We start from the raw sequence: 26,358 nt of genomic DNA on the forward strand, positions 1-26,358 counted from the left end.
GCTAACCACCCATAACTACGAGGCGAAATTGCGTGTTGAATTGACTCGATCGATCTGTAAAATTGTGTGGTGATAGTTAATGAAATGTAATAAAGGGATCCACTGCGGTGAAGATTCGTGCGGTAGCTATGGCCATATCACAGCTGGAACCCTTTTACGCACAGTGATTAAGGATATTCAGACTTGTTATTCAAGCAGGGATAACCCTTAAGAAAATAATAGCATTGCAATGGAAAAGCATATGAAAACGCGAGTGTTTTTAGCCGCTATGATTGCGGTTTCACTGGCAGGGTGCGAAGCGCCGCCGAAGCCGCAAATTACCGATGACACCATTGAAACCACGCAGGTTAACGGCGTCAATTTGACCCATCGCCATATTGTTGTTCCTCCAACGGAATTTATCCCGATTAACGCAGAATATCGCGCGCTGTATTCCGCCGCGGTAATGAGCCAGGCCGGGTATGGCGGCAAAGTGATTGTGCAATTAGTTCCAGGTGCTAATTATATTGCATTGGGACAGGCCCAGGACGGCTGGATAGCGTTAGCCAATGAAGGTCAGGAAAATTTAATTGGCTATGCTCCGGCCAATGCCGTTGTCAAAAGTGAGCTGTATGATAAAACGGTTCGCGAACAGTCGAAGCGCCCGAAGGCGCGTAAGAAAGCGACCTGCGTGAGCGTCGACGGAAATACCAAAGCCTGCAAAAACGGCAATAACGGTACCTGGATTCTGGATTAATCCCGCCTTTACGAGCGACACCGTATGAATAATAACTCTCTTTTACGCCAGGTCATGCTGGCGTTTTATTTGTTTCTTTTTACGTTGGTTAGTGGATGTGGTTCGTCTTCACACAGCGACCCTGCCCGATACAATCTTCAGTTCCAGGCCCACCCGCAAATTAACCGTTCTGCGCCATTAAAGGTCAGAGTGTTAGTGCTGAAATCCGATGCGGAATTCATGTCCGCCGATTTCTACTCCTTACAAAATAACGCGCAAAAAGTTCTCGCCGGCAACTTGCTGAACAGCGATGAATTTTTCCTGATGCCGGGGCAACTGGCAAAAAAACTCAGCGGGCAAAGCTCGCCGGAGGCGCGTTATATCGGAGTGATGGCGGAATACCAATCTCTGGATGGTAAAAAGTGGCGCATTTCTCTTCCTCTGCCAACGCCTGGCGAAACCCCTTTCTGGCAGTTCTGGAAACTGTCGGCAGATCAACTGCAAGCCAATTTATATCTTGACGTTAACGGGATCCGCGTCGTGCAGCAATAGCGCGAGCCCTAACAGGAAATTTGTATGAATAAAGCAGAAAAGGTGGTCTGGACCGAAGGCATGTTTTTGCGTCCGCATCACTTTCAGCGGGCAGAAAGCTACCTGCAAACGCAAATTCGCGAATGGGGCGGATTACAGCGCTCCTGGCTGTGGGGTTTTCTTGAGATTGAACTTGATGATGCAATGCTGCGTCAGGGGTGCATTGCCCTGAGCTATGCCAGCGGCCTGCTGCCGGATGGAACTTTCTTCCAGTTTCGCGATGCTCGTCAGGGCCCGGCGCCGTTGCAAATCCCGGATAACGTCACGGGCGAAAAAGTCGTATTGGCCTTGCCGGTTCGTCGCGGCGGTCGGGAAGAGGTTATCTTCAGCGAGGAAAAAGACTCGCTGGCGCGATTTACCGCGTTTGAACAGGATGTGGAAGATGACAATGCGCTGTCGGTTGGCGATGCCACCGTGCAGTTTGCCCGCCCGCGGCTCACCCTGATGCTGGAAAAGGATTTGACCGCCGAGTGGACGGCCATCGGCGTGGCGTTCATCGCCGAAAAGCGCAACGATAACGCCGTAAAACTCGATAATGGCTATATCCCGCCGATGCTTAACGGCATCAATCATCCTTTGATTTACGCGATGATCAACGACTTGCATGGTCTGCTGGCGCAGCGTAGCCAGCAAATCGGCAGCCGGCTACGACAGCCGGGGCGTTTTAATACTTCCGAATTAATTGAGTTCACTCTACTTGCGCTGGTCAATCGCCATCTCGGCCATCTCTCACATCTCAAAACGCTGCCGTTAGTTCATCCCGAGTCATTGTGGAATAGCTGGCTGCCGTTCGCCGCCGAGCTGACGACCTGGATGGCGCAGCGCGGTCCGGATGCTGCGCTGCCGATTTACGACCATGACGATCTCGCGAGCTGCTTCGGCAAACTGATGCTGTTGCTGCGCCAGGGGTTATCACAGGTAATGGAAGACAACGCCATCCAACTACCGCTGATAGAACGATCGCATGGGTTGAACATCGCGACGGTACCCGAGAGCAGCATGGTGCGTGATTTCGGATTCGTATTGGCAGTTAAAGCCAGCGTACCAGGTGATGTTCTGCAAACGCACTTCCCGGCGCAGATGAAAGTCGCGCCGGTGAGCAAAATTCGCGATCTGGTGCAACTACAGCTTCCGGGTTTAATTCTGCGCGCTATGCCCGCCGCGCCGCCGCAAATTCCGTGGCATGCCGGTTACAACTACTTTGCAGTCGAGAAGGGCGGCGAGCTGTGGAACGACATGGAGAAATCTGGCGCCTTCGCCCTGCATCTGGCAGGCGAGTTCCCCGGCCTGGATATGGAATTTTGGGCTATCCGTAGCCCGTCGGAATAAGAAAGCGAGCGTTGATGATGCAGGAACAACAGGCCGCTGCCAGCCATGGCGTAAGCGGCAATAATCCCCTGGTGACGGCCGCCAACCCATTGCTAAATGCGATCCCCCAAATCCGTCATTCGGTATCTCACGATGACCAGGCCGGTTTGCGCCAGCGTTTGATTGATGAAATCCGCCGTTTTGAAGTGCGCGGTCAGCAGGCGGGGTTACCCTACGAAGTGATAGTCGGCGCCCGTTACTGCCTGTGTACCGCACTGGACGAGGCGGCGGCCTTGACGCCATGGGGGAGTAGCGGCGTCTGGTCGGGCAGCGGTCTTTTAGTGACCTTTCATAACGAAACCTGGGGCGGGGAGAAGTTTTTCCAGTTGCTTGCACGCCTGTCGCAGAATCCGCGTGAACACATCAATCTGTTGGAACTGATCAACTACTGCTTATTGCTCGGCTTTGAAGGGCGTTACCGGGTAATGGATAACGGCCGCACGCAGTTGGAAACCATCAAACAGCGCCTGTGGCAGATGATTTGCGGCGTACGCGGCGGCTACGCGCCGCCGTTATCGGTTCACGGCGAGGATCGCCCGGTGCTGCGTAAACTGTGGCGTCCGGTGGTGCCGCTGTGGGCCTGCGTCGCGCTGGCGGGGTTCGCCGCCTGTCTGTTCTATATCATTCTTAACTGGCGGCTTGGCGATGCCACCAACCCGGTGTTGGCGAAAATTTACCAGACGCCGTTGCCGGAAGCGTCGATTGCTCAGCCGGCGGAAAAATTGCCGGCGGTACTTAACCTGCGAGGTTTTCTGCGCCCGGAAATTGCCGAAGGGCTGGTTGCGGTCCGTGACGAAGCGGACCGCAGCGTGGTGATCCTCAAAGGCGACGGGCTCTTTGCTTCGGCCTCAACGGTGGTGCGCGATCGCTACGACCCGGTAATTGACCGTATTGCGCAAGCGATGAACAACGTCAGTGGCCGCATTCTGGTGGTCGGCTATAGCGATAACGTGCCTATCCGCAGCGCGCGCTTTGCCTCGAACTACGAGCTGTCCCTGGAACGCGCGCGTTCGGTACAAAAACAACTGCAAAATCATCTGACGCAGCCCGAACGCGTAAAAGCCGAAGGGCGAGGGGAAATGAACCCCATCGCGCCGAATACCACTCCTGAGAACCGTGCCCGTAACCGCCGTGTGGAAATTACTCTGCTGGTGTCGCCCGATAATACCCGGGCTGAGCTGAACGGATTGCCCCAAGGAAATTAAGGATGCTGACACTTCTGCTTTCCATACTGACCAACCGGCTGCTGTGGGGTTTTCTCGGCGCCACGGCGGTGGCGGCCGTCATCTGGATGATTGGCCCGCTATTGTCGATTGTCGATACCAGGCCGCTGGAATCGGAACAAAACCGCGTTATATCTATTGCGCTGGTGTACCTCATCTGGGCGCAAAGCCACATTCTGCCGCGTCTGTACAACGCCTGGCTTAACCGCAAGCTGATGGATAACCTGAAGGAAGACACGCCGAAGGGCAACGATCCGCAGCAGCGCCTCAATAGCGAAGACCAGATCCTCGCCGATCGCTTTGATGAAGCCGCGCAAATGTTGAAAAAAGCGCACTTCAGCAAAACCGGTAATGGTCAGTGGACCCAGCGCTTTAGCACCCACTATCTGTATCAGCTGCCGTGGTATGTGATTATTGGCGCATCCGGCTCCGGTAAAACCACAGCCTTAGCCAACTCCGGGCTGCAGTTTCCGCTAGCCGACCGCTTCGGTAAAACGGCGTTACGCGGCATCGGCGGCACGCGCAACTGTGACTGGTGGTTTACCAACGAAGCCGTGCTGCTGGACACCGCCGGGCGCTATACCACCCAAGAGAGCGAGCAGGCGCAGGACGCCAGCGAGTGGCTGAAGTTTATGGGGTTATTGCGTAAATACCGCCGCCGCCAGCCGATTAACGGCGTTATCGTCACGGTAAGTATCTCCGATCTGTTAACGCAATCGACGGAGGCCTCGCGGCAGCAGGCGGTTAATCTGCGCCAGCGTCTCTCTGAACTACATGAACAATTGGGTATTCGTTTCCCGGTATACGTACTGGTGACGAAGGCCGATCTGCTTAAAGGCTTCCGCGCCTGGTTTGCCGGTTACGACAAGGCGCAGCGCGATCAAATCTGGGGCTTCACTTTCCCGTGGGAGCAGGCAAGCCTTGCTGACTTCGATCTGATGGGCCGCTTTACCCAGGAGTTTGCGTTACTGCAACAACGGCTTGAAGCGGGGCTGCCGGATACGATGCTGCAAGAGCATGATGCCAAAACCCGCGCCGAAGCCTGGCTGTTCCCGCAAGAGTTTGCGGCGTTGCGACCGCTGTTAGCGGACTATCTTAGTACCGTTTTTGCCCGCTCTAACTTTGAAACCGAGTTTTCACCGCGCGGCATTTATTTCGCCAGCGGCACCCAGGAAGGGTTACCGTTCGACCGCGTGATGGGCGAACTCAATCGCGCGCTGTCTTTGCCGCAGGGAAATGAAAACGACAACTGGGACTCGGTCAGTAAAGAAGCGCCCATCCCCGGCGCCAAGGGCCAGAGTTATTTCATTAAAAACCTGCTGCAAAACGTGATTTTCCAGGAAGCCGGCATCGCCGGGCAGAACCGCTGGTGGGAACTGCGTAACCGCGCGGCGATCTGGTCAGGCTATGCGGCGCTCGCGGCGCTGTTAATCATTTCATGCGTACTGTGGCTGACCAGCTACGGCAAAAACAAGGCCTACCTGCAAGAAGTCTCGGCGAAGGTGCCGCAGGTTGAGCAGCAGAGCAAAGCGCTGCAAAACCCCGAGCAGCGCGATCTGTTCGCCATGCTGCCGCTACTCAACGGCCTGCTGGAATTGCCGAAGAGCGCCGATTTTGACGTCAACGACCCGCCGGTTAGCCGCCGGATGGGGCTCTACCGCGGAAATGATGTCAGCGACGCCTCGCAGACGCTGTATCAAAAAGCGCTGCAGCAAATGCTGCTACCGGATGTCGCCATGCGTATCACTACCTGGTTACGCAACGACAATGGCAGTGACGCCGAATATAGCTACGAGGCGTTGAAAGCCTATCAAATGCTCTATCAGCCCAAGCAGTATGACGGCAAGTTTTTACTCTCCTGGGTGATGCTTAACCTGCAGCGTAACCTGCCGCAAAACGTGACGCAGGCGCAGCTACGACAGCTGGAAGGGCATCTGGTCCAGCTACTGGAACCGCAAATCCAGTCCTCGCCGTATGCCAAAGACGATGCGCTTGTCGCCCGCGAACGGGCGTTGATTAACCAGCAACCGCTCTCCTCAAGAGTGTATGGTCGGCTGAAACGTCTGCTTGAGCATGACGACAATCTGAAAGCGGTCTCGCTGGCGACGCTCGGCGGGCCGCAGAGCGAACTGGTGTTCTCGCGTAAAAGCGGTACACCGATCGCAGAAGGCGTGCCAGGGCTGTACACGCCAGATGGCTACTGGCAGGTGTTCAATAAACAGATCGATAACGTGACCAGCGCGCTGCATGAAGATGATATCTGGGTGCTGGGCGCCGCCAGCGCGTCGGAAGATAAGCAGCAAACCGATAACGCCGTCCGCCAGCTCTATATGCGTGATTTTATCGCCAACTGGGATCGCTTCCTCGCCGATATTCAGCTCAACAATAGCGCCGATCTGTCATCGCGGATCAACACCGCGCGCCTGCTTTCCGCCAGTAACTCGCCGCTGCGCCGGCTGGTTATCAGCCTGAGCCAGGTGCTGAACCTGGCGCGCGCCGAGCCGGATACGGTTAAAAGCGAAAGTTCAGCCGAGCAGGGCAACCGTGCGACCCGAACGCTGGAAGCGCTTTTTCGCCATGATGAGGGCGGCGCAACCCAGGGCGCGGCGCTTAGCCAGACGCCGGAACAGCTGGTAACCGAACACTACGCGCCGCTGATCGAGTTGGCGCAGCCGTTGGAAAAGGGCGGCAAAACGATTGTGTTTGACGACTTCCTCAAACAGATCGACGAACTTTATCGCTACTTGACCGCGGTACAGGATGCCGCCAACAGCGGTATGCAACCGCCGGGCGGCGATGCGATTAGCCGTCTGCAGGCCAGCGCCGGGCGTTTACCGGGCGGCCTGCAAACCATGTTCAGCAAAATGGCGGTCGGCGCCAGCAGTGATACCCAGCGCCGCGATCTCGATAACGTACGTAAACGGATTAACGTGGAAGTCGGCGGATTCTGCCGCCAGGCTATCGCCGGGCGCTATCCGCTGGTTCGCAGCGCCAGAAGCGAAGTCACGCCGGACGATCTGGCGCGTATGTTCGCGCCGGGTACCGGCATGATGGATACCTTCTTCCGTGACAACCTGACCAATAAAGTCGATACCACGCAATCAAGCTGGCGTTTTATGCCCGGCATCGATGGCAAAACGTTGCCGGGTAGTGAAGGGTTATTAAGGCCTTTCCAGCAGGCGCAATCGATCCGCGACGCGTTCTTTGCCAATGGCGCGACCACGCCGTCATTTAAAGTGACGGTGCGCACCATCAGCATGGACAACCGGATCCTCAACCTGACGCTGGATGTTGATGGCCAGCAGTTGCGCTACAGCCACGGTCCGCAGGCGGTGCAAATGATGAGCTGGCCAGGGCCGGGCGGCACCAATCAGGTGCGTATGCAACTCGGTCTGGCCGATGGTACCACCTCGACGCTGGTGACCAGCGGCTCATGGGCGCTGAACCGCTTTTTTGATAAAGCGCGCACCGCGCCCGGCAGCAGCAGTTTGAGCCGTCAGGCAACGTTTAACGTCGATGGTTATCAGGTCACGCTGGAGTTTGCGCCGAACAGTATTCGCAATCCGTTCCAGCTTCCCCGTTTCTCATGTCCATAACCGCAAGGAAAGCCGAATGACTCACGCCCCTGCGATGAGCTGGTACGGGAAACTCCCCAGTACCGGCGATTTTTTACAACGTCGATTTCCGGACATGCTGGTTCGCCAGTGGTCGCAATGGTTTCAGGTGGGGCTGTTGGCCTGGCAACAGGAGCAACAGCGTAGCGGCGAACGCCAGTTCAGCAACGCGCCGGTGTGGAATTTTATCGTCCCGCCGATGTTGAGCGGCCAGATGGTACAGATGGGGTGTCTGATCCCCGGACGCGATCGGGTAGGCCGCCAGTATCCCATCTGCGCGCAAATGGCCTTCAACCCGCTGGAGTGGTCGCCTTCAATCCTCACTCAGGCCGGAGAGTGGTATCAGCAGGTGGGCAGAACGCTGCTGCATGCGGTACGTAATGGCTTTTCCGCTGAACAACTTGACCAGGCGCTACTCGCCATTCCGGCGCCAAAGCTGGTAGAGGCGGAAAAGCGTTCGGAAATACTCGACGTGATTGGCTATCAGCAAGATGGGCAAAGCTCCCTTGGCTGGCAGCAGGCGGCGGACTGTTTTGATCCGCAGCGTCAGACCAGTTTTTGGTGGACCAACCGCGCCGATGGTTATCCGCTCTATACCCACGTCCATAGCGGTAATTTGACCGGCCAGCTGTTCACGCTGCTGTTTGATCCCGCCGGGGGCGCGAGACCGGGCCGTCACGGTCTGTATCCGCCGATGTTTGAATAAGCAGGTAGGCCATGAATATTGATGAATTCCTTGCTCCGGTTAGCGCGGAGCAGCCCTGCGGTGAAAACCTCGAATATGACGCCGATTTCCAGGCAATGGAACAAGCGATGCAGGGTAAAGCCGAGCAGCAGTTCGGCGACACCATTATCCCGGCGGAACCCGCTGACTGGACGACGGTAGAAAAGCTGGCGGCTGGGCTACTTAGCCGCACCAAAGATTTACGCGTCATGCTGGCGCTGACTCAGGCGTGGACAAAACGCCGCGGCCTGAGTGGTTACGCGGATGGCCTGCTGCTGGTGCAACAGGCGCTGTCGCTTTACTGGCAGCCTATCTATCCGCTGCTGGAAGAGTATGGCGAAACTGATCCGTTTTACCGCATCAATGCGCTCGCGGGGCTAAGCGATAAATCAGCGCTGACCAGCGCGTTACGCAATGCCGTGCTGTTACGCAGTAATGGCGATGAACTGCTGCTGCGCGATGCGCAGGCGCTGCTCGATGGCAGTAAAACCGAATGCGCGGATTATCCCGGCGGCCGTTCGCGATTGATTGATGAACTGGCCCGCGGCGGACAGCCGGGGATAGACGCCATCCTCGCCATTCACCAGCGCTTGCAGACCATCCGCGAAATATTATGCGATTGTCTGGGTGAAAGCGGCGTGCCGGAAATGGAACAACTGCAGAAGACCGTCGGTATCGTCGCCGGCGCCTGCCAGATAACCGATATTTCGTCCTTTCACGCGTCCCGCGAGGAGAGTGCCGTGAGTGAACATCAAGCGATTCCCGACGCGCATGCGCCGTCAGCCGTTGACTGGCGCAGCGCGCAAATCAGCAGCCGCGCCGAGGCGCAGCAAATGCTGGAAAAAGTAAAACAGTACTTCGCCCAGCACGAACCGAGTCACCCTGCGCCGCTGATGATTGAACGGGTACAGCGGCTGATTGAGCTGGATTTTATGGACATCATCCGCGATTTAGCGCCGGACGGCGTTCATCAACTGGAAAACATTTTTGGACGTCGCGACTGACGCGTCCGGACATTATGGCGACAGGCATAAGGTCTGGCGCTCAACCTTTACCGCGCATCTTCGATGGAGAACATCATGGCAATAAGTAAAAGTGGGCAGAAATTTATCGCACGCAACCGTGCGCCCCGCGTACAGATCGAGTACGACGTAGAGATTTATGGTGCGGAACGCAAAATCCAGCTTCCGTTTGTAATGGGGGTAATGGCGGATCTGGTGGGTAAACCGGTCGACAACCAACCCGCGGTCGATGAACGTAAGTTCCTCGATATCGACATTGATAACTTCGACGAACGTATGAAAGCGCTGAAACCGCGCGTCGCTTTCCAGGTCGACAATACGCTGACCAACGAAGGCAAACTGAACGTCGACTTAACCTTCGACAGCATGGACGACTTCCTGCCGGATGCCGTGGCCCGCAAAGTGGAGCCGCTGAACAAACTGCTGGAAGCCCGTACCCAGCTTTCGAATCTGCTCACCTATATGGACGGCAAAAACGGCGCGGAAGAGCTGATTGCCAAAATTTTGCAGGATCCGACGCTGCTCAAATCGTTGAGCCAGATGCCGAAACAAGATGACAGTGCGAAAGGTAGCGAGGAGTAATCGATGAGCAACCCGACTCAACAACATGAGCAGCAGTCCAGCCAGGCCTTTAGCCAGGATGAATTCAGCGTGCTGCTGAACAAAGAGTTTCGCCCGAAAACCGACCAGGCGCGTTCCGCCGTTGAGAGCGCGGTAAAAACCCTCGCGCAGCAGGCGCTGGAAAACACCGTCACGTTTTCCAACGACACCTATCGCACCATCCAGAACCTGATTGCCGGTATCGACGAGCAACTGTCGCGTCAGGTGAATCAGATCCTGCATCATGACGAGTTCCAGAAACTGGAAAGCGCATGGCGCGGCCTGAGCTACCTGGTCAACAACAGCGAAACCGACGAGATGCTGAAAATCCGCTTTATGAGCATCTCCAAGCAGGAGCTGGGGCGCACTCTGAAACGTTACAAAGGGGTGGGCTGGGACCAGAGCCCGATCTTTAAGAAAATTTATGAGCAGGAGTACGGCCAGTTTGGCGGCGAGCCATTCGGCTGCATCGTTGGCGATTACTATTTCGACCATAGTCCGCAGGATGTGGAATTACTGGGCGAAATGGCGCGAATCGGATCGGCTGCGCATTGTCCGTTTATTACCGGTACCGCACCGGAAGTGATGCAGATGGAGTCCTGGCAGGAGCTGGCGAATCCGCGCGACCTCACCAAAATCTTCCAGAATACCGAATACGCCGCCTGGCGTTCGCTGCGCGAGTCGGAAGACGCGCGTTATCTGGGGCTGGTGATGCCGCGCTTCCTGTCGCGCCTGCCGTACGGTATTCGAACCAACCCGGTGGACAGTTTTGATTTTGAAGAGCAGACCGACGGCGCGGATCACAACAATTATGCGTGGGCCAACTCGGCGTATGCGATGGCGGCGAACATTAACCGCTCGTTCAAAGAGTTTGGCTGGTGCACCTCCATTCGCGGCGTGGAATCCGGCGGCGCGGTGGAAAATCTGCCTTGCCACACCTTCCCGAGCGACGATGGCGGCGTGGACATGAAGTGCCCGACCGAGATCGCCATCAGCGATCGCCGCGAAGCGGAGCTGGCGAAAAACGGCTTTATGCCGCTGATCCATCGCAAAAACTCCGACTTTGCCGCCTTTATCGGCGCGCAGTCGTTGCAGAAACCGGCGGAATATCATGATGCCGACGCCACGGCTAACGCCCGTCTGGCTGCGCGTCTGCCGTACTTGTTCGCCTGCTGCCGTTTTGCTCACTACCTGAAGTGCATTGTGCGCGACAAAATCGGCTCCTTCCGCGAGCGCGATGATATGGAACGCTGGCTGAACGACTGGGTGATGAACTATGTCGATGGCGATCCGGCTAACTCGTCGCAGGAGACCAAAGCGCGCAAACCGCTGGCGGCCGCTGAAGTACAGGTAGCGGAGATCGAAGACAACCCGGGTTACTACACCGCGAAGTTCTTCCTGCGTCCGCACTACCAGCTGGAAGGGCTTACCGTGTCGCTGCGTCTGGTTTCCAAGCTGCCGTCGCTGAAGACCAAGGAAGCGTAATATGATGCCGCCGGGAGGCGACTCCCGGCAGGTACAACGCCATGGAAGAAGGTAAAGAAATGAAATTATTACCACTCTGCACGCTGGGACTGCTCACGGTGCTGACGCCATTTACTGTCGTCCAGGCGGCTGATGATTCCGCAAATTTACTGCGCGATCCCAATCAACTATCACGTAATGATGTGCGGTTGAGCGGCGAAAAGTTTCTCAAGGCCTGGCTGGCGCAAGACAATACCCAGCAGCAGTTAAAGGCCAATATGTATCTGCTTGGCGTGATGGATGCAACAGAAGGTAAAGCCTGGTGCGGTTATCAGCAGGCACTGCCGGGATCGCTTCGAGAAAGCGTCTACAGCTATTTCAAAAAGCTGCCCGACGAGCGTAAAAAACAGCCTGCGGCGATGCTGATTACCGAAGCGTTGGCGAAGGAGTTGCCTTGCAAACAGGGAGCGACGTCATGAGACCTCTTTATGCACAGCTCAAAATGCAACATTATTCGGCGAATGAATCACGCCCAGGCTATGTACCTCGTGAAACGCTATTTAATGAGATTGGCTATGACGCCAGTGCGCTCATTAAATCAAATCCTGGTTATATGAATACCTGTGCGGTACGTATGAGCCTCGCACTGCTGAAATGCAATGTGAGCTTTAGCGGGCGTTTACCCATAAAAGCAGGCGCTTACAAGGGTAAAAAGATTGAACCGGGCGCCAAGCTATTGGCCGACCAACTGTATAAAAATAACCTGTTTGGGAAAGCTGAGATTTATCAGGAGATACGTCAGGCAGCAGAGAGTTTGCGTAATCGCAAAGGCGTTATCTTCTTTAATAGAATAACCAACTATAACGGTGGACATATAGATCTACTGGAACCCCTTGGCGACAACATGATGCAATGCAACTCTGATTGCTACACCGACTGCAAAGAAATATGGTTTTGGGAATTGAGGTAGCAACCAAAGCCAATTTTTGGGAGTTGCTATGAACAGAATCATTATCAGTCTGCTGCTTGCTAGCAGTGCGTCGGCTTATGCCGGGGACGACCCGGTATTGCTACCTTATAAGCAGGTTGTTAAAGACGTGGTTTTATCCCGCTGTCTGGCGCAGGTCGCCGATGATAAAAGTCAGTTTTCTGTAGATGCTGCGCGCAGTAGCAATGCGTTGCTGGAGTGGGTGCCTTTCGATATTGAAAACGGTAATGACAAAATTAACGCCATTATTGCTCAATACAAAAGTGCCACCAATGGCTTTCATTCCGAAAGACAACCCGCAATTCAGGGCGTCACTTTGAATTGTTTGCGCCTTTATCATAGTACGGAACTGGATAAATTAACTTCCCAGATAATCATCGGTGATCCTAATAAAACATGGAGTCAGGATAACCCGCATTAATTTCAACTTTGCATTCCTGCTATTTCACAGCATGAGTGTTAAGACCAGCAATGGGCTTAAGCCTGTTGCTCTGAGGCAGAGGTAAAATATGGATGGTTTTATTCAGCCCCATGCTTTCCTGTTTGCCATATAAGTGCTTTTTCGAAAGCAATAATTTTCATTAACGAAGAGTAGATATTATGGCTATTGATATGTTTCTGAAGGTCGAGGGTGTAACTGGTGAATCAAAAGATTCTAATCACACCGGTTGGACTGATATTACCTCTTTTTCCTGGGGCGCATCCCAGCCGGGTAATATGAGCGTGGGCGGCGGTGGCGGTGCGGGTAAAGTGAATTTCAACGACCTGCACGTAAATGCGCTGATCGACAAATCCACCACCGCGATTCTGAAGCACTGCTCCAGCGGCAAGCACCTGACCAAAGTTGAACTTTCGGTCTGCAAAGCCGGTGGTCAGCAGGTTGAATATGCGCGAATCACCCTCGAAGATGTACTGGTGACTTCCGTGCAGTACACCGGCGCCGATAACGGCGACACCGTTGGCGTAACCTATGCCTTCCAGGCGGCGAAAGTGAAGCAGCAGTACTGGGAGCAGACTTCCGCTGGCGGTAAAGGGGCAGAAAGCAGCGCCGGCTGGAATATCAAAGAAAATAAAGAAGCGTAATTATATTGCTTTAACCGAACCGGGGTGTATTCTCTGGTTCGGTTTAATTCACCAGGGACTAAGTAAATGAAGGGACAATCAAACCTATTACCAGGTTACTGTATTGTACAGCAGCCGGGAACATTGGATTTTCAAGCTCGCTTATTATTCAATAATATCAATTGTGAATCCGCCCGTTACTTTATGCAGCTTAATAGTGATACGCAGTGGTTAAAGCCTGGGCAAATAATGGTCATTAATGACCCGAGTAATCAAAATGCATTGCAATTACAGGCTTTAAAACTTGCAAAGTGTAATGTTAATGGTGTTATGGCTGGGTTGAACTCAGATGAAGCGGGTTTTTTGAATCAGCACTTTGGTACTATAGCAGCATTAACTAATGTTATGGATAAATCTCTTGGAATTGTTTCTGATGCTGGTGAAAGGTATTTCACGGAAATAGAGAGAAAATTAAAAGAAATAGAACTGGCTTATCAAAGGCAATATAGAACCCAAGGGATTTTAATCGGACAGCAATTTTTCATTGAACGACATAGACTTTTCTCAGAGCTAAACGTACTATTAAACAAGTTATCCAGGTTAACGCTAAAAATAAAGCCATACAATGATCTAAGACATGCACTTGGTTTATCAAGTAAAGCCATTGTCCATGAATGGAGTACGGTAGGAGTTGGTTCTATTCGTGGTTATTCGACATATGTTAATAATGCTGCAAAAGCTGCTCGCTTTCTTAAGGCTGGAGGGTGGCTCGCCATTGGTTTTGCCAGTATTAATACGACTAATGAGGTATACAATGCTTGCAGCGTGGGAAGAGAGCAAAGCTGCTCTAAAATAGCTGTAAAAAAATATAGCCAATTTAGTGCAAGTCTTGCTGGTGGCATTTATGGAGGTAAATATGGAGCAATGGCTGGAGCTGGTGTATATGTGACCTTCGGCATTGCTACTGGTGGTCTCGGGTTACTCGCATGCTCTATTGCTGGGGCTGCAGCAGGTGGTTATATTGGTGGTGAAATTGCTGATGGGGCTACCGAATATATCATGGATAAATTACTGTGAATTTAGAACTATTATTGTTAACTCTTGTTGTAATATTATTTCTCATTGTTGTGGTAATGGATCTACTTAGCTCACGGTTTTTTAAAAAACATGAGAATGATTACAATCATCTCCTTTCTGAATATCGACGAAAAGGATACGACCTTGACCTCGTGACAAATTATGCATCATTTTTTGGTTCGTTCGCAAACTATCAAAAAATAATTTGGTTTATTCGTCTTCGTAAAGGCGTAAAAATGAAATTCACCAATGTGCGTTATGTGCAAAGTGAAGCTTATGAATATATACGAAATTTGCCAGATGGCGAGTTTGACTGGATGTTGAAATTACATCGGTATTATATAATTCAGGCATGTGTTTTCACTTTATGGATTGTGATTGGTCTAATTTTTATAAGTTATATTGAATAGTTTTTCTCAATTCGCTTTAGTGTCGGGTTAGTCATTTCCACTTGATGAGTGTTAATTTCACATACTGAAATACAAAGCTTCACATAGTGTGGGTATATGTTTACAGATAAAGCCCTAAGCTATATTATGGATATGATTTACATACTCTTCTTGTTTGTGTTTTTTATCTCTATTATTTTTTCTTTTTTATTTTATCGCCGCCACACGAAGCAAGTGGAAGCAATGTGCCTATTACTCGCGAAAGCGGGAGTGCTTAGTGCTCAGGATTATGAGTTTTGGCAGCGGTTAGGATTCTGGGGGTTTAGTTTTCGCGTGGCAATGGTTTCACGAATTCATAATGGCAAGCCAGTTAAATTGAGTAATGCCAAAATATTGGATGCCAGGGAAGGTCAGCGTTGCATCGCAAACTTCGAACTCGACTGGATTCGTAATTATTATAAATGCGTTACTATAATGGCTATTGAGTTCTTATTGCTTCTGGTATGGACGCTTATGCGTTAACTAAAATGTCTATTGTTAGTTATCACCTCATCATTTCTTCAGTTTTGTTTGTTGCAGTATTTGTAACGTTGATTATCTATCATGGTTATTATAAAAAACACGATCAGGAGTTAGCTGGCGCTTTCGAATTATTACGGCGGAACGGTTTTCTTGATTACCAGGATTATTATTTATATGAAAAGCTGGGGTTACCCGGTTTCGGTTTTCGAGCATCATTAATGGCCGCAATTCTTAAGGAGAAAAAGATAAAAAGAAAAGGGGGCGGTTGGCTTAAGCCTGGGGCGAGTCAGCTAGTCAGAGAATGCTATGACATTTCCTGGCTACAGAATTTTCAGCGCCTGACTTGGTTAATGTTATTTTTATTTGCGGTGATGTTCGTCCTGGCCTTGCTGGGCGATAATTAGTTCACTAAATTTACTTCTCTTTTTTCTAAATGACTCAATAACTCGCCCGCAAACGCCGCCGTTCTTATTTCGAGAGCGGCAGCGTTTGTGCGCCAATCATATCAGCAGGAATAGGCTATGCGATTCACGATTATTTCGACCAAAGCCGGTCATCAGCCCCCACAGGGCAGCTGTGACTTTTACGCGCCGGGCGGTACCATTGGGCGCGGCACGGACAATAACCTGGTGCTGCCGGATGACGACCGCGCCATTTCTCGCCTACAGGCCATCGTTCACGTGGCGGCAGACGGCGAGTGCAAAATTACCAATCGCGGCAACGTGACGCGGGTGGTACTCAACGAGATCCCGCTGGAGCGGGGGCGTCAGGTTGAACTCCAGGATGGCGATATCCTCGCCATTGACGACTATCGCATCGAAGTCAGCGATCTGCTGCAGGATAGCCAACCGATAAGCCGAATGGCGGCGAGCGGTCAGCCGCCTGTCACTACGAAACCGTCGACACCAGCGCCATCCGCAGCGCCCACCGTGGCGGAAGCCGCGCCAACCGCGGTACCGTCAGAAATCTGGGATAGCCTGATGCAGGAATTCTCGATTGCCGACAGCATCTCCAGCAGCCGGGCTAAGCCGCAGGCCGATAATGCGCCTAATCCCTTCGCCGAGCCGAAGCCTGCCGAACGTAATCCGGAAGATCCGCTGGCGATGTTCGCTGATAGTGAACCTCTGTTTGAGCGCCCGCCGGTGGCGACGGACGACCTGTTTGCCGATGACACCCCATTTGATCGCGACAGTATTTTTGCCGACGTTACGCCAACGACGCTGGTGCCACCAGTTGAAAAACCGGCTCAGCCTGTCGCCGATGAGCCGCAGGCAGAATTGGATCCGCTGGCGCTCTTTGGCGGCGACGCCAGCGCCAAAACCGCGCGTCATGACGATCCGCTGGGGCTAATGGGCGGCGCGCCGCTGACATCGGTAGATGCCTTCAGCAACGAAGAGCCTGCTAAAACGGTTGCCGACGAGCCTGATGCCGCTTTTGATTCGCCATTATTGATGGCCCAGCCGCCGCAGGAGCCGCCCGCGGCAGCGCGTGAAGAAGCGCCGGAAATAACCTTACCGACGCCGCAGGCCGTGGCGCGGCAAGCCGCCCAAACGCCAAAAGGGCGCTTGCGTATCGATCCCGTACGTCATGAACATCAGGCGACCAGCACGCCGCAGCCGGGTAACGGCGAAGTGCTGCAGGGAGAGCTACTGGAAGCCTTACTGGAAGGCATGGGGCTCGGCGATATGCAGCCGGTGCCGCAGTTCGACAAAGAGAATATGCGACAGCTTGGCCAAATGCTGAGCATGTTCTCGCAGGGAACCGTCGCGCTGCTCTCTTCGCGTTCGATCCTCAAACGCGGTGTCAAAGCCGATATGACCATGGTACTGGACGACGCCAATAACCCGTTCAAGCTGTTGCCTTCCGGGAAAACCGTGCTGATGCAGATGTTCGGCGCGCGGATGCCGGGCTTTATGCCGCCGAAAAAATCGGTGCGCGATGCGCTAATTGACCTGCAGGCCCATCAGTTAGGGATGATCTCGGGGATCCGCGCCATTATTGCCGCGATGCTGCAGTCCTTTAATCCCGAGCAGCTGGAAGAAGAGGCTAAGCGCGATGGCCATACTTCGCGCCTGGCGCTTCCGGCCAGCCGCAAAGCGGCGTTATGGGACTATTTTGTCCGTACCTACGGCGAAACCGCCGGGGAAATTGAAGACGATTTCCACACCCTGTTTGGCGAAGCGTTCCTCTATGCCTATGACATGGAAGTGAACCAGTACAAAGACTCACAGAGCGGATCGGAAGAATAATGGACATTACCACGGCTTCTCTTTCCCGCCAGGGAACGCGCGCCAGTAATCAGGATCAGACAGGCGAATGCGTGGGTGAGCGCTCCGCCTGCTTTGTGGTCTGCGACGGCATTGCCGGGTTGCCCGGCGGCGAGGTGGCGGCGGAACTGGCGCGCAACGCGATTCTGGATCGGTTTGACGGCGATAATCATCTGAACGCCCAGACCATTCGCCAGTATGTACAGCAGGCCAACGGCGCCATTCTCCAGCAACAGCAGGCGACGCCGGATTATCGGCGAATGGGCACCACGCTGGTGAGCCTGTTTATCGATCGCGATTATAAGCTGGCCTATTGGGCCCACGCCGGTGATAGCCGGTTATACCTGTTTCGCCGCGGCTGGCTGTACCACGTCACCACTGACCACAGTCTGGTCCAACAGATGAAAGATGCCGGACATCAGACCGACGATATTAACAGCAACCTGCTGTACCGGGCGTTAGGCATGGCCAGCGACGGTGCGGAAGCCAGCTATAGCGATGTGGTGCCGGTCGAAGATGGCGATGCCTTTTTGCTCTGTACCGATGGTTTCTGGCACGGCGTCGGCGAAGAGCAGATGAAATCCTCCCTGCAGATGGTCAACACCCCGCAGGAGTGGTTAACCCTGATGAATCAGTATCTTCAGAGAAACAATGACGGTGACCAGGCTTCGCAAGACAACTACAGCGCCGTCGCGGTATGGATGGGCAGCCCGGAAGAGGCGACGCTGCTGCACTCGCTGGCCGACGCCGCGCAATTTTTCCCCCTGCGGGATTGAGACAGGCTAAGAAGGATTTTTATGAAACATTGGATATTGGGTGCGGCACTATTTGCCGCCACCGGCGTCGCACAGGCGGAAAACTACCGTATCGTGCAATCGCCTTCGCAAAAACTGGATGTCTGGATCGATAACATCAAGGGTAATACCGCGCAGAGCTGGTGCGCTAATGAAGTGGCGCTACGCATCGTCGCCAACGGTAACAAGAACGTTAAGATACTGGATAACTTCCTGCCGCGCGTCGGCGCATTAATGGAGCATCAGTGTTCGCGTTTACAGCAGCTGAACTGGACGCTGGTTGACGCTAACAATGGGCATATTGCCCAGGGAAGCGCGGCGAAAAACAAAAAATGGGCGGTAAAAGTCGCGCCCGCCGAGACCGCCGCGGCGGCGGAAAAGCCCGTCGCGCCAGCCTGGCTGCCGCCGGAAGAGAAGGCGGAAAAACTGTCTCCCGCCGCCGACCGCACGCCGTGGCAGGAGTTCACATTGCAGGGCGGCTGTCGACTGCGCACCTTCTGGCAGGAAAACGCCGCCGCCTTATTCATCCCCGCCGTTGAATCCGGTAGTTGCGAAAAGGGCGGCTGGCTGAGCGGTCGCACCGTCATCACTCAATCCGTTAACGGTAAAGAAAAGCAGAGCACCGTGACCTTCGTACATGGTTTCCCGGTCCTGGGTCTCAATGCCGCCGCTGACCCCAATAAACTTCTGATCACCGCGGTCAATAATCAACGCATGGTAGTCAGCAATGAAAACGCTCAACAAAGCTGGATGATCCTGCCCTATGTCGCCGGGCAAAACGGTTGGCAGATGACCGGCACGCTGGCTATCGAAATGTCCCAGGAACTGGCCAACGATCCGTCGCGTCTACAGGCGCGGATAGAGGCGGCGCGTAGCGTCTGGACGCCGTGGCTGGCGCCGGATATTAAACTCAACGTTGTGCTGATCGACGGCCTGCACCCGCTGCTGCGTAACCCGGCGGCCGGCGCATGGCGCGCGGCAAACTAAGGAGCGACGATGAACACGCTATATCAACAGCTGGCTGGCGAAAGCGTCGGCGCGGCGCTGCAGCGCCTGGAAAGCGAGATCAAAAGCCGTCCCGCCGATGCCGATTTACGTGCGGCGTTCGTCCAGTTTCTATGTCTGAGCGGTAACTGGACGCGCGCGTTGGCGCAGCTAAAAAGCTGGCTGGCGCTGAAGCCGCAGGCCCAGCCAACGGTCACTCTGCTGGAACAGAGCATTCAGGGCGAGCAGCAGCGCGATGCGGTATTTGCCGGCAGCGCCCGCCCGCAGATGCCGGACAGCCAGTGGCCGTGGCTGTCTGCGCTGGCCTCCGCGCTTTGTTCCGATTCAGAAAACGCCCAGCGACAGCGGCTAGCCGCCTTTGAACAAACGCCCCTTAATCCTGGCAATCTCAATCAGGCGGATACCCCCGCGGTCGCTTTTCACTGGTTGATGGACGGCGACGCACGTCTGGGCCCGGTTTGCGAACTAATCGTAAATGGCCGGTATTGCTGGCTGCCGTTCGCCGCTATCGCCGAAATTCGTTTTCAGGCCCCGGCGAGCGTCACCGATCTGGTGTGGCGCCATGCGCTGGTGCGCCTGACCGATGGAAGCGAGCAGGTGTGTCAGATCCCCGCGCGTTACCCTGTCACGCCGCAGGCGGAAGCGCGCTTCCAGTTGGGCCGCGCCACCGAGTGGCAGCCGCTGGACGACGAAGGCGCGCTGTATCAGGGCCATGGGCAGAAAGTATGGCTTAACGATAACGATGAATTCCCGATTCTCTCTCTCGACGTGGTGAGTTTTGCATGAACAAACCGGTACGCGACGGTGACGCGCTGCGCAGCGGCTGGCAGGCGCGTAGCAAGCAAGAGACCATTGGCGCCCGCGATAAGATGCAGCCGTCGCTGCTCGACCGCCTGACCGATAATCAGCCGCAGAAAAAATCGGAGCCGCTTAACAGCAACCTGATCACCCACAGTACGCTGCGCCGTCACGTGCTGCGCGATCTGCAGTGGCTGTTTAATACCATAAATCATGACGATCCGCAGGCGTTGGCCGCGCTGGCGCACGTGCGCCGTTCGGTGGTTAATTTCGGCGTCGCGCCGCTGGCCGGGAAACGGATGTCGGATATTGAGTGGCAGGATATTCAGCGCAAACTTACCGAGGCGATTATCAGCTTCGAGCCGCGCATTCTGCCGCAGGGGCTGCAGGTCCGCTGTATTTCTGATACCCAGTCACTGGATTTACATAATGTCCTGTCGATTGAAATTAAAGGGCGGCTGTGGTGCGTACCGTATCCATTAGAGTTTCTGTTCCGTACCGATGTGGATCTCGAAAATGGCCACTTTGAATTGAAAGACGCGGGGTAACGATGGAAGGCAAACTGCTTGAATATTACAACCGCGAGCTGGCCTATCTGCGTGAGATGGGCGCTGAATTCGCCGAACGCTATCCGAAGGTTGCCGGCAGGTTGGGCATGCGCGGTATTGAGGTCGCCGATCCTTACGTTGAGCGGATGATGGAGGGGTTCGCCTTTCTGACTTCCCGCGTGCAGCTAAAAATGGACGCCGAATTCCCGCGTTTTTCACAGCGCCTGCTGGAGATGATCGCGCCCAATTATCTGGCGCCTACGCCGTCGATGGCGATAGCCGAACTGCAGCCGGACATCAATAAAGGCGATCTGAGTAAAGGTTTCGTGGTGCCGCGCGGTACGATGATGGACAGCCAGGTATTGAAGAAAAATGGCGTCACCTGTAGTTACACTACCGCGCACGATGTCACGCTGTTGCCGCTGCGTATTGAGAAAGCCGAACTTGGCGGGATCCCCGCCGATGTGCCGCTGGCCGCGCTTGGGCTCAGCCAGCGCGGCGCCGTCAGCGCTTTGCGCCTGCGTATAAGCTGTGAAGGGGCTCAACATCTTGGCCATCTGACCTTTGACCGGCTGGCGTTTTTCTTAAGCGGCCCGGATATTGAGGCGCTGCGCCTGCTGGAGCTGATTCTTGCCCACCAGGTCGGCGTGGTGTGCCAGACCACCGGGCGCGATCCGCTGCGTTTTTCGCTGAGCGAAGAGGCTATCCAACAAGAGGGTTTCGCCGCCAATCAGGCGCTGCTACCGGAAGATCTTCGCAATTTTGACGGCTACCGGTTGCTGCACGAATACTTTGCCTTCCCGGCGCGCTTCCGCTTTATCAGTATTAACGGCCTCAGCAAGTTAATCGGCCAGTGCAAGGAAGAAAAATCCTTCGATATCATTATTCTGCTGGATAAAACCGACGACCGGCTGGAACAAGTGGTGGAAGCTAACCACTTCGCGTTGCACTGCACGCCGGTGATTAACCTGTTTCCGAAAATCGCCGCCCGCCAGTCGTTGAGCGACAGCCAACATGAATACCATCTGGTGGTCGATAACATCCGCCCGCTGGACTACGAAATCTATTCGGTGAGTAAAATTCACGGCAGCGCTGATGGCCACCGCGACGATCGCGAGTTCCGTCCATTCTGGAGTTCATGGAGCAAGGATGCCGGAGATTACGGCGCTTATTTTTCACTGCGCCGCGAACAGCGGGTGCTTTCCGAACACGCGCTGCGCTATGGCACGCGTACCGGCTATACCGGCTCTGAGACCTTTGTCTCACTGGTCGATGAGCAGCATGCGCCGTGGCAGGAAGATCTGCGTTACATCACCGCCGAGGTGCTGTGCACCAGCCGCGACCTACCGTTGATGCTACAACAGGAGCTGGGGCAATTCGTGCTGGCGGATTCGCTACCGGTAAAAACATTGAAAATGCGTAGCGGCCCGACGCCGCCGCGACCGGCGCTGGCGGAAGGGCTCAGCACCTGGCGGCTGATAAGCCAGCTGCAGATGAACTATCTCAGCCTGATGGACGGTGAAAATGGCGAAGGCGCAGCAGCGCTGCGCCAGTTGCTTGGGCTGTATGCCGGGCTGGCGGAGACCGCCGTGGCCCGCCAAATCGAAGGGGTACGCCACTGCGTGCTGGAGCCGGTTCATCGCCGGGTGCCGGAGCCGGGGCCGATCGTCTTCGCCCGCGGTATCGGCATTACCTTGACCGTTGACGAGCGCGCTTTTTCCGGCGCCAGCCCGTGGCTGTTTGGCAGCGTACTGGAACGGGTCTTTGCCCGGCTGGTGTCGCTCAACAGCTTTACCGAATTCACCTTATGTAGCCAGCAGCGCGGCGAAATCGGTTACTGGGCGCCGCGAATGGGGAAAAGGGCGCTGATATGAGTGACACGTTGGCTACCATTCATCGCCTGACGCCGCTGGCGGACGTTTTCTGGCGCGAGGTTACCGCCGCGCCCTGGCGCTACGATCTTTTTCATCTGCTGCGCCGCATTGACGCGCAAGGGGGCGAACGTTATCCGCTTGGGCGCGCGCCGCTGCCGAAATTTGAATCGCTGCGCATCGGGCAGACGCCATCAATGGGGTTTGCCCCCGCGACGCTGGCTAGCGCGCAAAAACGGGAAAATAGCGCGGTGCATGAGATATCGATTCTCAGCTTCGGTCTGTTCGGCCCTAATGGCCCGCTGCCGGTTCATATGACCGAATACGCCCGCGAGCGTATTCATCATCATCAGGACGACAGCCTGAGCGCTTTTGCCGATCTCTTTCATCACCGCCTGACGCTACTGTTCTACCGCGCCTGGGCCGACGCGCAGCCAACGGTATCGTTAGACCGTGCGGACAACCGCCGCTTTGAGCGCTATCTCGCCTCACTCATCGGCATGGGCCAGCCGGGGCAACTGGAGAAGGGCGACCTGAGCCTGCATGCGCGTTTCACCCACGCAGGCCATCTCAGCCGCCATGGTCGGGATCCGGAAGGGCTGGAGAAGATCCTGCGAAATTACTTCAAAGTCCCGGTCCACATTATCAGCAACGTGCCGCAATGGATGCCGCTGACCTCGCGAGAACAAGCGCAACTGGGGGCGGGAAGGCGTTTACCTCGCCTGGGCGTCTCGGCGTTTCTCGGCGTCGCGGTACGCGATGTTCAGCATAAATTCCGCCTTGAAATCGGCCCGCTTAGCGCCGCCGAATACGCCCGTTTTCTGCCGGGCGAAAATGCGGTAAACGAATTACGCGACTGGATCCGCCAGTATCTCGGGATCGAATATGCATGGGATGTCAGGGTGCTTATCCGCGGCGATGAAATACCCGGTACGGTCCTCAGCGGCGACGGCAAACTGGGTTACAGCACCTGGCTTGGCCACCAGCCAGCCCCCGCGCCGCGTGGCGATTTAGTGTTTAGCGTGGAGCAGAGCGACGCTTGATGTCGTCTGCACTCTGACACCTTTATTAATGTTATCAATGGAACCGAACATGTCAGAAATCAGCCGTGCCGTACTCTTCGGCAAACTGGATACGCTGTTGTTTACCTCGCTGGAAAGCGCAACCGCCTTTTGTAAACTGCGCGGCAACCCTTACGTTGAGCTGGTGCACTGGCTGCATCAGCTGATGCAGCAGCAGGACGGCGATCTGCAACACATTATCCGCCATTTCGCCCTTGATGAGCAGGCGCTGACCCGCGATATCATCGCGGCCCTGGATGCGCTGCCGCGCGGCGCCAGTTCGGTCTCCGACCTTTCTGAGCATATCGATAGCGCCGTCGAACGCGCGTGGGTTTATGGCTCGCTGAAATATGGCGTCAACCGCATCCGCGGCGGCCATTTGTTAATAGGGCTGCTGAAAACCTGGAATCTGGCTAACGTTCTGAAAGGCATTTCGCCGCAGTTTAGCAAAATCAATGTCGATGCCTTGAGCGAGAGCTTTGAGACGCTGCTGGCCGCCAGTAAAGAGAGCCAGCAGGCGGCGGTGGAGGCGGCCAACACGAGCGCGACGCCGACGGCGCAGGGTACGCTGGCCCAGTACGGACAGAACCTGACGCTGCGGGCGCAGGAGGGCAAAATCGATCCGGTGGTTGGCCGCGATGAAGAGATCCGCCAGATGGTGGATATCCTGATGCGGCGCAGGCAGAACAACCCGCTGCTGACCGGGGAGGCTGGCGTCGGTAAAACCGCGGTGGTGGAGGGGCTGGCGCGGCGGATCGCCGCAGGCGATGTCCCGCAGCCGTTGCGTAATATTGAGCTGTGGCTGCTGGACATCGGCATGCTGCAGGCCGGTGCGGGCATGAAAGGCGAATTTGAAGCCCGTCTTCAGGCGTTAATTAACGAAGTGCAATCCAGCCCGACGCCGATCGTGCTGTTTATCGACGAGATCCACACCCTGATTGGCGCAGGCGGCCAGCAGGGCACCGGCGATGCGGCGAACCTGCTGAAACCGGCGCTGGCGCGCGGACAGTTACGCACCATCGGCGCGACCACCTGGGCGGAGTACAAAAAATATATTGAAAAAGATCCGGCGCTGACCCGCCGTTTCCAGACGGTGCAAGTCCACGAGCCGGATGAAGAGAAAGCGTTGCTGATGCTGCGCAGTACCGTATCTCCGCTGGAGAAACACCATCGGGTGCTGCTGCTTGATGAAGCGGTTAACGCGGCGGTGAAGCTGTCGCATCGTTATATTCCCGCGCGGCAGTTGCCGGATAAAGCGGTCGCGTTGCTGGATACCGCCTGCGCCCGCGTCGCCGTCAGCCAAAGCGCGCCGCCGCCGCAGTTGGAAGATTGCCTGCAGCGCATTGCCGCCCTGGATGTGGAACTGGAGATTGCCCAACGCGAGAACCGGGTGGCGATTGGCGATGCTCAGCGCATTGAGCAACTCAAGCAGGCGCGTCAGCAGCAGGAAACCGAACGCGATACCTTGAGTCGTCGCTGGGAGCAGGAACGCGCGTTGGTTGATGAAGTCATCGCGTTGCGCGCGCAATTGCAGGAGGCTGATGACGACGCCGAGCCGGCGCTGCGCCAGACGCTTAATGAAAAACAGCTGGCGCTAAAAACCCTGCAGGGTGAGATGCCGCTGCTGTTCGCGGCGGTAGATGAGAACGTGGTGGCGGCGGTGGTCGCTGACTGGACCGGCATTCCGCTGGGGCGGATGGTCAAAAATGAAATTGACGCCGTACTGAGCCTGGCCGACACGCTCAACCAGCGAGTGATTGGCCAACGCCACGGGCTGGATCTGATCGCCAAACGTGTTCGCACCTCACGCGCGCGGCTCGACGATCCCAATAAGCCGGTCGGCGTCTTTATGCTTTGCGGGCCATCCGGCGTGGGTAAGACCGAAACCGCGCTGGCGCTGGCGGAAGCGCTGTACGGCGGCGAACAGAACGTTATCACCATCAACATGAGTGAGTTCCAGGAGGCGCATACCGTCTCGACCCTGAAGGGCGCGCCACCGGGTTACGTGGGTTACGGCGAAGGCGGGGTGCTGACTGAAGCGGTACGACGCCGCCCGTATAGCGTGGTGCTGCTGGATGAAATCGAGAAGGCGCATCCGGACGTGCACGAAATTTTCTTCCAGGTGTTTGATAAAGGCTGGATGGAAGACGGTGAAGGCCGCCATATCGATTTCCGCAATACAATCATTATCTTAACGTCTAACGTCGGTACCGAGCTGATTAGCGCTATGTGCGCCGATCCGGATCTGATGCCCGAGCCGGAAGCGCTGAGCGGCGCGCTGCGTCAGCCGCTGTTACAGGTCTTCCCGCCAGCACTGCTTGGCCGCCTGTTGGTGGTGCCGTACTACCCGCTGAGCGATGCGATGCTGGGGCAAATCGTGCGTCTGCAGCTGGCGCGTATTCAGCGCCGTCTGCAGGACAATCACAACATTGTCTGCGAGATTGACGACAGCGTCGTCGAGCAGGTGGTTCAGCGTTGTACCGAAGTGGAATCCGGCGGGCGTATGGTCGATGCGATTCTGACCAACACGCTGCTGCCGCAGATGAGCCAAATTCTGTTAACCGCCAACCGTAACGATGAGCAGTTTACGCAACTGCGCATCAGCTATGCGCAAGGCGAGTTTCATTGTCAATTTGCCGCGTAACACCATCAGAA

Annotated in this window: 24 protein-coding genes; all 24 read left to right on the plus strand. The window is 55.3% G+C overall.

Features of this window, described 5'->3' with window-relative positions:
- The first annotated feature begins 241 nt into the window (after nt 1-241).
- The 24 genes from ABLV07_RS12700 (at nt 242) to tssH (ending at nt 26,347) form a co-directional block, all read left to right on the plus strand.
- Complete coding sequence (locus ABLV07_RS12700; RefSeq protein WP_045366058.1) at nt 242-736, plus strand: hypothetical protein; 495 nt, start codon at nt 242-244, stop codon at nt 734-736.
- A 24-nt stretch (nt 737-760) separates the two neighbouring features.
- Entirely contained in the window at nt 761-1,267 is a 507-nt protein-coding gene (gene tssJ / locus ABLV07_RS12705) for a type VI secretion system lipoprotein TssJ (RefSeq protein ID WP_015366553.1), read from the plus strand.
- Nucleotides 1,268-1,291: 24 nt separating this feature from the next.
- A complete protein-coding gene (gene tssK, locus ABLV07_RS12710) occupies nt 1,292-2,635 on the plus strand; it encodes a type VI secretion system baseplate subunit TssK (RefSeq protein WP_015366554.1) in 1,344 nt (447 codons plus the stop codon).
- Between the two features lie 17 nt (nt 2,636-2,652).
- Complete coding sequence (locus ABLV07_RS12715; RefSeq protein ID WP_161799899.1) at nt 2,653-3,879, plus strand: DotU family type VI secretion system protein; 1,227 nt, start codon at nt 2,653-2,655, stop codon at nt 3,877-3,879.
- Between the two features lie 2 nt (nt 3,880-3,881).
- A complete protein-coding gene (gene tssM, locus ABLV07_RS12720; RefSeq protein WP_045366052.1) occupies nt 3,882-7,493 on the plus strand; it encodes a type VI secretion system membrane subunit TssM in 3,612 nt (1,203 codons plus the stop codon).
- A gap of 16 nt (nt 7,494-7,509) precedes the next feature.
- A complete protein-coding gene (gene tagF / locus ABLV07_RS12725) occupies nt 7,510-8,217 on the plus strand; it encodes a type VI secretion system-associated protein TagF (protein ID WP_015366557.1) in 708 nt (235 codons plus the stop codon).
- 11 nt (nt 8,218-8,228) lie between these two features.
- Nucleotides 8,229-9,239: a type VI secretion system protein TssA gene (gene tssA, locus ABLV07_RS12730; protein WP_015366558.1), complete on the plus strand. Its 1,011-nt coding sequence runs from the start codon at nt 8,229-8,231 to the stop codon at nt 9,237-9,239.
- A gap of 75 nt (nt 9,240-9,314) precedes the next feature.
- A complete protein-coding gene (gene tssB / locus ABLV07_RS12735) occupies nt 9,315-9,839 on the plus strand; it encodes a type VI secretion system contractile sheath small subunit (protein ID WP_015366559.1) in 525 nt (174 codons plus the stop codon).
- A 3-nt stretch (nt 9,840-9,842) separates the two neighbouring features.
- The gene (gene tssC, locus ABLV07_RS12740; RefSeq protein ID WP_015366560.1) at nt 9,843-11,342 is read left to right on the plus strand and encodes a type VI secretion system contractile sheath large subunit; all 1,500 of its coding nucleotides are present in this window, start codon (nt 9,843-9,845) and stop codon (nt 11,340-11,342) included.
- Between the two features lie 59 nt (nt 11,343-11,401).
- Nucleotides 11,402-11,800, plus strand: a complete 399-nt coding sequence (locus tag ABLV07_RS12745) for a Rap1a/Tai family immunity protein (RefSeq protein ID WP_224404338.1) — start codon at nt 11,402-11,404, stop codon at nt 11,798-11,800.
- The gene (locus tag ABLV07_RS12750) at nt 11,797-12,291 is read left to right on the plus strand and encodes a T6SS effector amidase Tae4 family protein (protein WP_015366562.1); all 495 of its coding nucleotides are present in this window, start codon (nt 11,797-11,799) and stop codon (nt 12,289-12,291) included. Before ABLV07_RS12745 ends, ABLV07_RS12750 begins: the two co-directional genes overlap by 4 nt.
- Before the next feature lie 28 nt (nt 12,292-12,319).
- Nucleotides 12,320-12,730, plus strand: coding sequence for a T6SS amidase immunity protein Tai4 family protein (locus tag ABLV07_RS12755; RefSeq protein ID WP_032714531.1), 411 nt, complete (start codon nt 12,320-12,322; stop codon nt 12,728-12,730).
- Between the two features lie 179 nt (nt 12,731-12,909).
- Nucleotides 12,910-13,392 carry a type VI secretion system tube protein Hcp gene (locus ABLV07_RS12760; RefSeq protein ID WP_015366565.1) on the plus strand — a complete coding sequence of 161 codons (483 nt, stop codon included), beginning with the start codon at nt 12,910-12,912 and terminating at the stop codon, nt 13,390-13,392.
- Nucleotides 13,393-13,458: 66 nt separating this feature from the next.
- Nucleotides 13,459-14,448: a hypothetical protein gene (locus tag ABLV07_RS12765; RefSeq protein ID WP_348853277.1), complete on the plus strand. Its 990-nt coding sequence runs from the start codon at nt 13,459-13,461 to the stop codon at nt 14,446-14,448.
- 506 nt (nt 14,449-14,954) lie between these two features.
- Nucleotides 14,955-15,359 (plus strand): hypothetical protein, encoded by a 405-nt coding sequence (locus tag ABLV07_RS12770; protein WP_047038495.1) that lies wholly within the window; start codon nt 14,955-14,957, stop codon nt 15,357-15,359.
- Between the two features lie 5 nt (nt 15,360-15,364).
- On the plus strand, nt 15,365-15,763 hold the full coding sequence (locus tag ABLV07_RS12775) for a hypothetical protein (RefSeq protein ID WP_348853276.1): 399 nt from the start codon (nt 15,365-15,367) through the stop codon (nt 15,761-15,763).
- A gap of 117 nt (nt 15,764-15,880) precedes the next feature.
- Complete coding sequence (gene tagH / locus ABLV07_RS12780) at nt 15,881-17,608, plus strand: type VI secretion system-associated FHA domain protein TagH (protein ID WP_020078755.1); 1,728 nt, start codon at nt 15,881-15,883, stop codon at nt 17,606-17,608.
- Nucleotides 17,608-18,402, plus strand: coding sequence for a protein phosphatase 2C domain-containing protein (locus ABLV07_RS12785; RefSeq protein ID WP_015705455.1), 795 nt, complete (start codon nt 17,608-17,610; stop codon nt 18,400-18,402). Before tagH ends, ABLV07_RS12785 begins: the two co-directional genes overlap by 1 nt.
- Nucleotides 18,403-18,423: 21 nt before the next feature.
- Nucleotides 18,424-19,407: a hypothetical protein gene (locus ABLV07_RS12790; protein WP_032708086.1), complete on the plus strand. Its 984-nt coding sequence runs from the start codon at nt 18,424-18,426 to the stop codon at nt 19,405-19,407.
- Nucleotides 19,408-19,416: 9 nt separating this feature from the next.
- Nucleotides 19,417-20,211 (plus strand): type VI secretion system accessory protein TagJ, encoded by a 795-nt coding sequence (locus ABLV07_RS12795; protein ID WP_032714527.1) that lies wholly within the window; start codon nt 19,417-19,419, stop codon nt 20,209-20,211.
- Nucleotides 20,208-20,771 (plus strand): type VI secretion system baseplate subunit TssE, encoded by a 564-nt coding sequence (gene tssE / locus ABLV07_RS12800; RefSeq protein ID WP_015705452.1) that lies wholly within the window; start codon nt 20,208-20,210, stop codon nt 20,769-20,771. The genes ABLV07_RS12795 and tssE overlap by 4 nt, the downstream gene beginning before the upstream one ends.
- A 2-nt stretch (nt 20,772-20,773) precedes the next feature.
- On the plus strand, nt 20,774-22,645 hold the full coding sequence (gene tssF, locus ABLV07_RS12805) for a type VI secretion system baseplate subunit TssF (protein WP_015705451.1): 1,872 nt from the start codon (nt 20,774-20,776) through the stop codon (nt 22,643-22,645).
- The gene (tssG, locus tag ABLV07_RS12810; protein ID WP_046883847.1) at nt 22,642-23,685 is read left to right on the plus strand and encodes a type VI secretion system baseplate subunit TssG; all 1,044 of its coding nucleotides are present in this window, start codon (nt 22,642-22,644) and stop codon (nt 23,683-23,685) included. The genes tssF and tssG overlap by 4 nt, the downstream gene beginning before the upstream one ends.
- A 49-nt stretch (nt 23,686-23,734) precedes the next feature.
- On the plus strand, nt 23,735-26,347 hold the full coding sequence (gene tssH / locus ABLV07_RS12815; RefSeq protein WP_015705449.1) for a type VI secretion system ATPase TssH: 2,613 nt from the start codon (nt 23,735-23,737) through the stop codon (nt 26,345-26,347).
- Nucleotides 26,348-26,358: the final 11 nt, after the last annotated feature.

It is taken from the genome of Klebsiella sp. CN_Kp097 (assembly GCF_040064495.1).
GTDB classification, from domain to species: Bacteria; Pseudomonadota; Gammaproteobacteria; order Enterobacterales; family Enterobacteriaceae; genus Klebsiella; species Klebsiella aerogenes.

Bases quoted from the DNA above. Each gene is read 5' to 3' on its own strand.
- ABLV07_RS12700 (WP_045366058.1), top strand. From the start codon at position 242: ATGAAAACGCGAGTGTTTTTAGCCGCTATGATTGCGGTTTCACTGGCA.
- tssJ (WP_015366553.1), top strand. From the start codon at position 761: ATGAATAATAACTCTCTTTTACGCCAGGTCATGCTGGCGTTTTATTTG.
- tssK (WP_015366554.1), top strand. From the start codon at position 1,292: ATGAATAAAGCAGAAAAGGTGGTCTGGACCGAAGGCATGTTTTTGCGT.
- ABLV07_RS12715 (WP_161799899.1), top strand. From the start codon at position 2,653: ATGCAGGAACAACAGGCCGCTGCCAGCCATGGCGTAAGCGGCAATAAT.
- tssM (WP_045366052.1), top strand. From the start codon at position 3,882: ATGCTGACACTTCTGCTTTCCATACTGACCAACCGGCTGCTGTGGGGT.
- tagF (WP_015366557.1), top strand. From the start codon at position 7,510: ATGACTCACGCCCCTGCGATGAGCTGGTACGGGAAACTCCCCAGTACC.
- tssA (WP_015366558.1), top strand. From the start codon at position 8,229: ATGAATATTGATGAATTCCTTGCTCCGGTTAGCGCGGAGCAGCCCTGC.
- tssB (WP_015366559.1), top strand. From the start codon at position 9,315: ATGGCAATAAGTAAAAGTGGGCAGAAATTTATCGCACGCAACCGTGCG.
- tssC (WP_015366560.1), top strand. From the start codon at position 9,843: ATGAGCAACCCGACTCAACAACATGAGCAGCAGTCCAGCCAGGCCTTT.
- ABLV07_RS12745 (WP_224404338.1), top strand. From the start codon at position 11,402: ATGAAATTATTACCACTCTGCACGCTGGGACTGCTCACGGTGCTGACG.
- ABLV07_RS12750 (WP_015366562.1), top strand. From the start codon at position 11,797: ATGAGACCTCTTTATGCACAGCTCAAAATGCAACATTATTCGGCGAAT.
- ABLV07_RS12755 (WP_032714531.1), top strand. From the start codon at position 12,320: ATGAACAGAATCATTATCAGTCTGCTGCTTGCTAGCAGTGCGTCGGCT.
- ABLV07_RS12760 (WP_015366565.1), top strand. From the start codon at position 12,910: ATGGCTATTGATATGTTTCTGAAGGTCGAGGGTGTAACTGGTGAATCA.
- ABLV07_RS12765 (WP_348853277.1), top strand. From the start codon at position 13,459: ATGAAGGGACAATCAAACCTATTACCAGGTTACTGTATTGTACAGCAG.
- ABLV07_RS12770 (WP_047038495.1), top strand. From the start codon at position 14,955: ATGTTTACAGATAAAGCCCTAAGCTATATTATGGATATGATTTACATA.
- ABLV07_RS12775 (WP_348853276.1), top strand. From the start codon at position 15,365: ATGTCTATTGTTAGTTATCACCTCATCATTTCTTCAGTTTTGTTTGTT.
- tagH (WP_020078755.1), top strand. From the start codon at position 15,881: ATGCGATTCACGATTATTTCGACCAAAGCCGGTCATCAGCCCCCACAG.
- ABLV07_RS12785 (WP_015705455.1), top strand. From the start codon at position 17,608: ATGGACATTACCACGGCTTCTCTTTCCCGCCAGGGAACGCGCGCCAGT.
- ABLV07_RS12790 (WP_032708086.1), top strand. From the start codon at position 18,424: ATGAAACATTGGATATTGGGTGCGGCACTATTTGCCGCCACCGGCGTC.
- ABLV07_RS12795 (WP_032714527.1), top strand. From the start codon at position 19,417: ATGAACACGCTATATCAACAGCTGGCTGGCGAAAGCGTCGGCGCGGCG.
- tssE (WP_015705452.1), top strand. From the start codon at position 20,208: ATGAACAAACCGGTACGCGACGGTGACGCGCTGCGCAGCGGCTGGCAG.
- tssF (WP_015705451.1), top strand. From the start codon at position 20,774: ATGGAAGGCAAACTGCTTGAATATTACAACCGCGAGCTGGCCTATCTG.
- tssG (WP_046883847.1), top strand. From the start codon at position 22,642: ATGAGTGACACGTTGGCTACCATTCATCGCCTGACGCCGCTGGCGGAC.
- tssH (WP_015705449.1), top strand. From the start codon at position 23,735: ATGTCAGAAATCAGCCGTGCCGTACTCTTCGGCAAACTGGATACGCTG.